General features: G+C 57.6%; 6 protein-coding genes. 3 read left to right on the top strand and 3 right to left on the bottom strand.

Annotated elements, in window-relative coordinates:
* Positions 1–530: 530 nt before the first annotated feature.
* The 3 genes from ACSQ2A_RS22905 (at position 531) to chrA (ending at position 3,323) form a co-directional block, all read left to right on the top strand.
* Positions 531–827: a hypothetical protein gene (locus ACSQ2A_RS22905; RefSeq protein WP_436074158.1), complete on the top strand. Its 297-nt coding sequence runs from the start codon at positions 531–533 to the stop codon at positions 825–827.
* A 313-nt stretch (positions 828–1,140) separates the two neighbouring features.
* Entirely contained in the window at positions 1,141–1,953 is an 813-nt protein-coding gene (locus tag ACSQ2A_RS22900; protein ID WP_436074157.1) for a chromate resistance protein ChrB domain-containing protein, read from the top strand.
* On the top strand, positions 1,950–3,323 hold the full coding sequence (gene chrA / locus ACSQ2A_RS22895; RefSeq protein ID WP_436074156.1) for a chromate efflux transporter: 1,374 nt from the start codon (positions 1,950–1,952) through the stop codon (positions 3,321–3,323). The genes ACSQ2A_RS22900 and chrA overlap by 4 nt, the downstream gene beginning before the upstream one ends.
* A gap of 94 nt (positions 3,324–3,417) precedes the next feature.
* Here the strand turns inward: chrA and ACSQ2A_RS22890 are convergent, their stop codons facing one another.
* From ACSQ2A_RS22890 to ACSQ2A_RS22880, 3 genes are all read right to left on the bottom strand, one after another.
* Positions 3,418–3,780 (bottom strand): response regulator, encoded by a 363-nt coding sequence (locus tag ACSQ2A_RS22890; RefSeq protein ID WP_436074155.1) that lies wholly within the window; start codon positions 3,778–3,780, stop codon positions 3,418–3,420.
* A gap of 119 nt (positions 3,781–3,899) precedes the next feature.
* Positions 3,900–5,432: a sensor histidine kinase gene (locus tag ACSQ2A_RS22885; RefSeq protein WP_436074154.1), complete on the bottom strand. Its 1,533-nt coding sequence runs from the start codon at positions 5,430–5,432 to the stop codon at positions 3,900–3,902.
* Between the two features lie 314 nt (positions 5,433–5,746).
* Positions 5,747–7,180: a PAS domain-containing protein gene (locus tag ACSQ2A_RS22880; RefSeq protein WP_436074159.1), complete on the bottom strand. Its 1,434-nt coding sequence runs from the start codon at positions 7,178–7,180 to the stop codon at positions 5,747–5,749.
* Positions 7,181–7,934: the final 754 nt, after the last annotated feature.

Here is a 7,934-nt window from a genome sequence, read left to right as displayed (position 1 = left end):
TAGTCCCGCCTAACGGGTCACTTCTCAGTGGCAATCAACACCATACGAACGGCCCGGGTTTCTCGAGCTATGGACCGATCATCAATTTTACTCGCGGCCCACCAGCCGAAAATTCCGAGTGCGAGCACAAAGGTGGCTGCAATGGCTGCAAAAATGAAACTGGACTTAAAGTGAGATTTTGCGCGGATAGGCATACGGAACCAGTAGGCGGTAGTGCTGAATTGCGGTGCCGACGCTCACCGCCCAAATTTTATACGCTTCAAATCTTAGAGAATTCATAGCGCCGTTTGCGAGGATCTGGAAATTGCGTTGGCTATCGTTCGAATGCCGTCGGGGTGCCATCTCCAATGCTGCGAATAAGCGACGTTATCCCTTCCGGCATCTTGCTGCAGGTCTACAGTCCGCTGAAAGTGTTGAGTGTCGCAGATCCACCGTCCTTGACGGCGCAAAAGGGCGAACTATCTTTTTTTCGTCGATGCATTCGACGCTGAACCACATGCAAACCTTAATGTGATTTGGTGGAAATTAAGATGGGAACTCAGGAATTTAGCTCTCGATCATCGTACGCATATGCAATCGCCGAATGGCAGCCTGATATGGCTCGCTACCGACGTGAGGTTGAGCAGGCAATCCAGACCGGTGTGGGGGATCCGCTAACGCTGGTGGAAATGGAGTGTTCGCTCGATTTGGTTGATGCCGATCTCGTGGCATTGAAATCGGGAAAACTCGATACAAGAACGCTAATGTCTCACGATCTCGCCCTTGAGGTTAGGAGCGAACTCCAAGGGCTGATCACCACGATGAGGCTCTATTGTAAGGCGAACTAGGCGCCATGGCCAACGCACGCCCTCTAGGGGGCGTGCCTTGCTAACCGGGATTATCGCATCGATGGAAGCAACCGTTTCTTGTTGCGTTGATCGACGTGGCGCTACGCAAAACGACCCCAATCGATATGTTCATTTTCACCACCTCGCTGCTACCGACATTGAATACGGGAATGGCCTAGGCCATCCGGACTTCGCTCACCGGAAGAACTTGACCCAGGAGACCGGTTGAGATCATCTGGAGCCAAGGGGAAAGCGATAGCCCCGTGAGGCGCCAAGCCGAAGTATCGCGTCCAGCCGCTCTTCAGGACGCGCCATGCCTAGTTTCGTATCCATATCATCAGATAAACTTATCCGCCTGGTGGGCACGCCGGGGGCGCCCCGCATAGTCGATGTGAGGGACCAAGGCGCCTTCGACTCCGATCCCGTCCTCGTTCCCGGTGCGATACGACGCGAGTGGTCCAAGGTCGGCTCATGGTCGGCCGAGCTCGGTCCTTCCGCGGTCGTTGTGTGCCAGAAGGGCAAGAAGCTCAGCGAGGGCGCAGCGGCGTGGCTGCGGACTGAAGGAATCGACGCCGAGGTTCTCGATGGCGGCATTGAGGCATGGCGTTCCGCGGGATTCCCTGTCGTACCTGCAAAGGCCCTGCCCAACGAGGCACATGGCGGAAGCGTCTGGGTTACCAGGTCACGACCAAAGATAGACCGCATTGCTTGTCCATGGCTCATCCGCCGGTTCGTCGATCCCACTGCTCGTTTCCTTTTCGTCGCCGCCGGCGAGGTCACGGCAGTCGCGGAGCGGTTCGGCGGCCAACCGTTCGATATCGAAGGCGTGCATTGGAGCCATCGCGGCGAGCTCTGCACCTTCGATGTCATGATCGAGGAGTTCGGCCTCGATCTCCAACCACTCAGGCGTCTGGCTACCATAGTCCGTGGCGCCGACACCGCTCGCCTCGATTTGGCGCCCGAGGTTGCCGGACTTCTCGCAGTATTACTCGGATTATCGCGCATGCATTCCGATGACCTGCGGCAGCTCGAAGCTGGGATGATCGTTTACGACGCCTTTTATCGCTGGTGCCGCGACGCCACCGACGAGACGCACAATTGGCCGAGCAAGGGAGCTCGATCATGAGCACCATTCCCTTGGTCGACAACATGGGGGCGCCTGCCTATCCGACGTTTGCCGAGATGACTGCGACGTTCGCAAAAATATCGGTATTAAGCTTTGGCGGGCCGGCTGGTCAGATTGCCCTGATGCACAAGGTGCTGGTCGAGGAGAAGCGATGGATATCGGAGGAACGATTCCTCCATGCTCTGAGCTACTGCACATTGCTCCCAGGCCCTGAAGCACAGCAACTCGCCACGTATGTCGGTTGGCTGCTCCACGGCACAAAGGGCGGTGTGGTCGCTGGTACGCTTTTCGTGGTGTCCGGCTTCTTCGTCATCCTGGCGCTGTCTGCCATCTATGCGCTTTTCCACCAGGTCGAGCTGCTTGCGAGCCTTTTCTATGGCTTGAAGGCCGCGGTGCTGGCAATCGTCGTCGAGGCCGTTCTGCGGGTCAGCAAGCGGGCCCTGAAGAACGAGGTCATGGTCGCCGTAGCCGCCATTGCGTTCGTGGCCCTGTTCTTCTTCGCGGTGCCTTTCCCTATCGTAGTTCTCGTCGCCGGCATCGTCGGCTATGCGGGGGCCCGAGCCCGCCCCGACATATTCAAGTCGGGTGGTCATAAGGCCGCCGGCAACGTCTCGGGACCGGCGGTGATTGACGACAACGTGCCGGACCTGAAGCCTAGCTGGGGCTTGGCTATTAGGACCCTTGTAATGTGGGGAGCGCTTTGGATTGCTCCCTGGCTGGTGATCATCCCCTTGTTCGGATGGGATAGCACCTTCGCATCGGTCTTCTCGTTCTTCTCGCAGATGGCCGTGGTCACCTTCGGCGGCGCCTATGCCGTGCTTGCCTATGTGGCCCAGGAGGCCGTGCAGACATTCGGCTGGTTGCGACCGGGCGAAATGATCGATGGCCTCGCATTGGCGGAGACGACGCCAGGACCCCTGGTCCTCGTCCTGACCTTCGTTGGCTTCCTCGCCACCTATCGCGCGCCGCTCTTCCTCGATCCATTGTGGGCGGGCGTGCTTGGAGCCTTCTTCACCACCTGGGCGACTTTCGTGCCATGCTTCCTTTGGATTTTCCTTGGCGCTCCATTCATCGAACGCCTGCGTTCCAACGCGGCTCTCTCGGGTGCGCTGGGAACAATCACCGCCGCGGTCGTCGGGGTCATACTGAACCTCGCCATCTGGTTCGCGCTGCATGTGGTCTTCCGCCACGTGGACGAGGTCGTGGCGGGCCCGCTTCGCATGTCTCGGCCGGAATGGTCGAGCGTCGACCCAGTGGCGCTTGGGCTCGCAATGCTCGCTGCCGTAGCGGTGTTCTGGTTCAAACTGGAGATGGTGAGGACGTTGGTCCTGTTTGGTTTGGCAGGACTGCTGATCGGGCTGGTGACTTAGAAGGCCTGCGCTCTGGGCAGATGTCCCGCTGATAAATAGGCCGCGGCCGCCATCTCGCTCTGGAAGCGTTGAGCATCGAATGAGCAGGCAGTTGTTAGGATACCATCTCTGTTGCGGAGCGAGCCACTTCCGCCGCCTTATATGGTTTGGCAAAGAAGCGGCTGCCGCTCGGCATATCCAGATCGGTCACGCTTCGGTGGCCCGATGTGACAATGATCTTGATTGGTGGCCATCGGTCACGCACTGCTCGCGCCAGCTTCAAGCCGTCCATGCTTCCGGGCATGTCGATGTCCGTAAAGATTACCCGGATTTCGGGATGAAGTGAAAGGAATGCTAGGGCCTCATCAGCGTTTATCGCCTCAAAAACCGTGAAGCCAAGTTCCTGCAGCTGGTCGACGATATCCATTCTGACCAGAAATTCGTCTTCCACGATGAGAATAGAAATTGGCGAATTCATACGGGATCCAAAGTCTGAGGCAGGTGCACTGAGCCGCCACATACAATTCGCCAAAGGCAAATTGGATGCATGACAAGTAAGAATTCGCTTCACATCGAACGAACGTGCGGAGTGCGTTTCTAGCTCAAGCGCAATTTGGCTTCGAAGACTGCGCCACCATCGTTGCAGAACACGTGCTCACCGCCCAACTGAGACACCACCCCTTTCACTAGTCGCATCCCCATACTGCCGGTCCTAGATACTTCCGGTAAGCCAATGCCGTTGTCTCGAACGATGAGGGTGGTCATTCCGTTCTCCGCCGAGGAGAGCGAGATTGATATGTGTCCTGTCACGCCTTGGCCGAAAGCATATTTTAGACAATTGGTGACGAGTTCACTCAGTAGGAGAGCCAGTGGTGTGGCTTGATCGCGACCGACTTGCACTGAACTGAGTGTATAGGTGACCTTCGCATCGGAGCCATACGCCGTTACCACCTCGTCGACGATCGCTGGGACAAGACTCTTGGCATCGACGCTCGCATATCCATCGTGCTTATAAATATGCTCGTGCATCGCCGCCATTGCCGAGAACCTGGATCTGAGGTCGCGCTTGGTTGTGTCCGGAATATCCTGCATTCCAACAAGAGCTTGGACAGACTGCATGTTGTTCTTGATTCTGTGATGTATCTCCTGAAGCAGCATGGTCATCTCAGCCGCTTGACGAGAGTCGCGCCGCAAAAGAACAACGATCCACCAACATCCCAGCCCCAAACCGAGGATGATTGGCGAGACAATTAGAAGAACCGTCAGAACTGCAGCGCGGAATGAGCCCCAAACTGCGGCCGATGCGACCGAAGCCAGGGCAACAATCGAGGTACCTTCTACCTTGCTGTAGCTCACCACCCGGGCGATGCCATCAACGGGTGAACTTGCTGAAGTGTACGTTCCTTGGGGGGCGGCCGGGAGGTGTTGAGTGAATAGAGGTGTCGCCGATAGATCGACCGGTCCATCGGGGATCGGAAAGCGAGCCATCAGCTGTCCATCGTCACGAACGAGGCTTACTGTAGAGCCGGCATCGAGATCCAGTGTTTGCAACAAGTCCGCTAGTAGTTGGTCGGAGTAGGAAACCATTATCGCACCAGCGAAGACGTTGTTGCGCTCCACACGTTTGCTAAAGACGAAGATGTGGTCTCCGGTCAGGCGGCTCACGATCATCGGTGAGGTGTAAAAATCAGCTCCATCTCGAAGGGCCGTGAAATACTCTCGGTCTGCGACCGAGACCGAGCTGGCACCTGGCACGGTTGCATAAATCGTGTTTGCTTGGGCGTCGATGACGTAAATCTCGACCACGGAGGGCAACCCGTTCAGGACACCCTGAATGGAATTGCTATCACCCAGCATTTGCGGTCCCAAGACTGTATCGATCCGCCGCAGTGTTTGGTTTGCGACTTCGCTGATCCAATAAGCATTGGTTGCGACCACCTGGGCGGCGGCTCGCGAGCGATCCTCTAGATTCTGTTGGGTTTGGCGAACACCGGCGGCGATGAAATACGCGAAGATCGCAACGAAAAGGGCCAGAAAAACCAGCATCAGGCCGATCGCCGCATGGATCGCCGAAATGGATGCCCAGCGCTCACCTAGAAACCTGCGCAGTTTTACCTCCCTGCTGCCCACGGGTCATCACTAACCGATCCAGAAAATCACGGGAGACGCATGATTCACAGTGAATTCGGGTCTGTTAAGGCGTGTGCAGATGACGAAGCGAAGTCGGTGTCGCTTCGCCCACCTGGCCGTCTCCGGACCGGCCCTGGTCGCACGACAGGTCGCGTTCAGGCGGAGAGCGGACAATTCAAACTCACTGTAAAATACGCCTGAGCGCTGCCAATCCGGTTGCGGCCCCCGTTCTGTCGTGGGTGCTCGCTCATGGGATGGCCGCCCGCAAGGAAATGGAGAATATGCGATAGGTGGGCCTTGCATCGCGTGTGGAGTCAATATGATCGCGTGCTCTCCGTTTCGACTAAGGAGGCAAGCGGCGAGGTGAATCGAAACTCGAAACCGCTGGCGCGGTAATTCAGCTCGACCTTGCCAGCTGTGCTATTGGCCAGGGCCTGATCGATTAGGCGGGTGCCGAACCCTTTCTTTGTGGGAGGTTGGACCGCAGGGCCGCCCGACTCTTGCCACCGTAGCGAGAGGGTTTCGGCTTCGACTTCCCAGTTCAGTATCACAATACCGACCTCGTTCGCGAGGGAGCCGTACTTGATTGCATTCGTAGCAAGTTCGTGTAGGGCAAGGGCAAATGCCGTTGCAGCTCGTGCCGACAAACGGACCCGAGGCCCACCGAAAGCAAGGCGTCTGCCTGCAATGCTAAATGGCCGGAGACTGCCGGCCACCACTTCGCCAAGGTCAGCGCTGCTCCAACCATATTGCGTCAAAACGTCGTGCGCGGTGGCTAGTGCCTGCAGGCGATCAGCGACCTGTGCGATCAGCCCAGCATCGGCCCCACCGTTTCTCAGAGTTTGTCCGACGATGGACTGAACGTTAGCCAGCGTGTTCTTGACCCGATGGCTCATTTCCCGGGTCAGCAGGTCGCGATGGGCCTCTGCGGCGCGGCGATCGCTTATATCGAGCACCACGCCTGTCATGCTGAGCGGATGGCCGTCGGCATCAAACCTAGTCTGAGCGCGAAGCTCGATCCACCTATCTTCGCCATCTGGAGTCGTGAACTTAAGGTCATGTTCCAGGTAGCCATCGCCACCTTGGGCACGCTCGAAGGCTGCCCCCCATTCCATCTGGTCTGGCGGCGCAAGAGCGTCCAGTAGTGTGTTGATCGTGAAGCTGTCGGCCACGGGGTGCCCCATGATTGCCTTGAACTGAGTCGAGGCAACGAGACGTTTCGTCTCAAGGTCAAGCGTCCACGCCCCTAGCCGACCTGCTTGAAGCGTGAAACGCAGCCTCTCTTCTGCCGCCCCTAGGTCGATGATGCGGCTTTCGATTTCGGCCTCAAGTGTGTCGCGGTCCTTGGCCAACCGGCTGATACGATCCCGCTCCGGCGTCACATCGAACTGGGAGGCGAAAAAGAATGTAAGCTGCCCGTCGTCGTTGAACACCGGGGAGATGAGCAGTCTGTTCCAGAACGTGCTCCCGTCCTTTCTGTAATTTAGCAACTCAAGCTCGATCGGCACGCGCCTCTCGATCGAGTTGCGGATCCTGCCAACATCGACGGAGTTGGTGCCTGGCCCCTGCAGAAATCGGCAGTTTCGACCAAGGGTTTCGCTTCGCGAGTAGCCTGTTAGGCGGAAGAACGCGTCGTTGACGAAAACAATCGGGTTGTCTTCCTGTCGAGGGTCTGTGATCAGCATAGGCATTCGCGTCGCCCGGACAGCCGCCGCGAAAGGGTCGGAGCCCCCGGCTAGCCGATGCAATTCCTGGTCGATGCGGCGTGCTTCCCTTTGATCGTTCAAGCGGCGTCCTCGTCCTCAACTTGCAATGCCCTGCCTAAAGCGTGGAGACGATCGGAAGTTCCCATTGTCGCAGGCATAGCAAGCGCTTTCCCTATCCCCCGGCGATGATCTTTGCTGATGAGAACGTGAAGCTTAGGACCAATGCTCGAATGGGCGCCGAACCGCCCGGGACTTGCCGGGGCGGGTGTCAGAGCCTCGTCTGTCCAGCGATGTCGAAGGCCAATAGCGGCTTGAGACCTGAAGGGACCAACCTCCCTGCTCTGCATCATTCAAGTACATTAATCGGCTTAGCTTCTGCGGTGCCCTTTCTTTTGTAGTGTCACCGGACGAGCAAAGGAAAAGGCCGCGGAAGCGACACACAAGGAAGGTGCCGTTCGGCGAAACGCAGCTTCCTCTGCCGGTGGAGTTCAGGACCTGCTGACTACGGCATGGGACGACCCTGAGGCGCTTCTTTCAACAATTCCCGCCGCGGGCCGGCCAGTAAATCTGCAATTGGCCAATGAAAAAAGCCGCCTCTCATGACCTCTGTTGGATCATGCGGCGGCTTTGGTTGAGCATCCAGCCACGCGGTTGAGCGTTAACAACCGGGCCAGATGCTCGGGTCTATGAACTTCGGGTGATGAAGTTTGGTTCCCGAAGAAAGGGAAGGCTCCGACCGCCCTCACAGTCGAAGCCTTCCCTTGCCGGTAGATCCGCCGCAACGGTTCACCGGTAA

This window comes from Devosia sp. LjRoot3 (assembly GCF_964252865.1).
Classification (GTDB): Bacteria; Pseudomonadota; Alphaproteobacteria; order Rhizobiales; family Devosiaceae; genus Devosia.
Note: the sequence above shows the minus strand (reverse complement) of the source record. Positions and strands in the feature narration are given on the sequence as shown.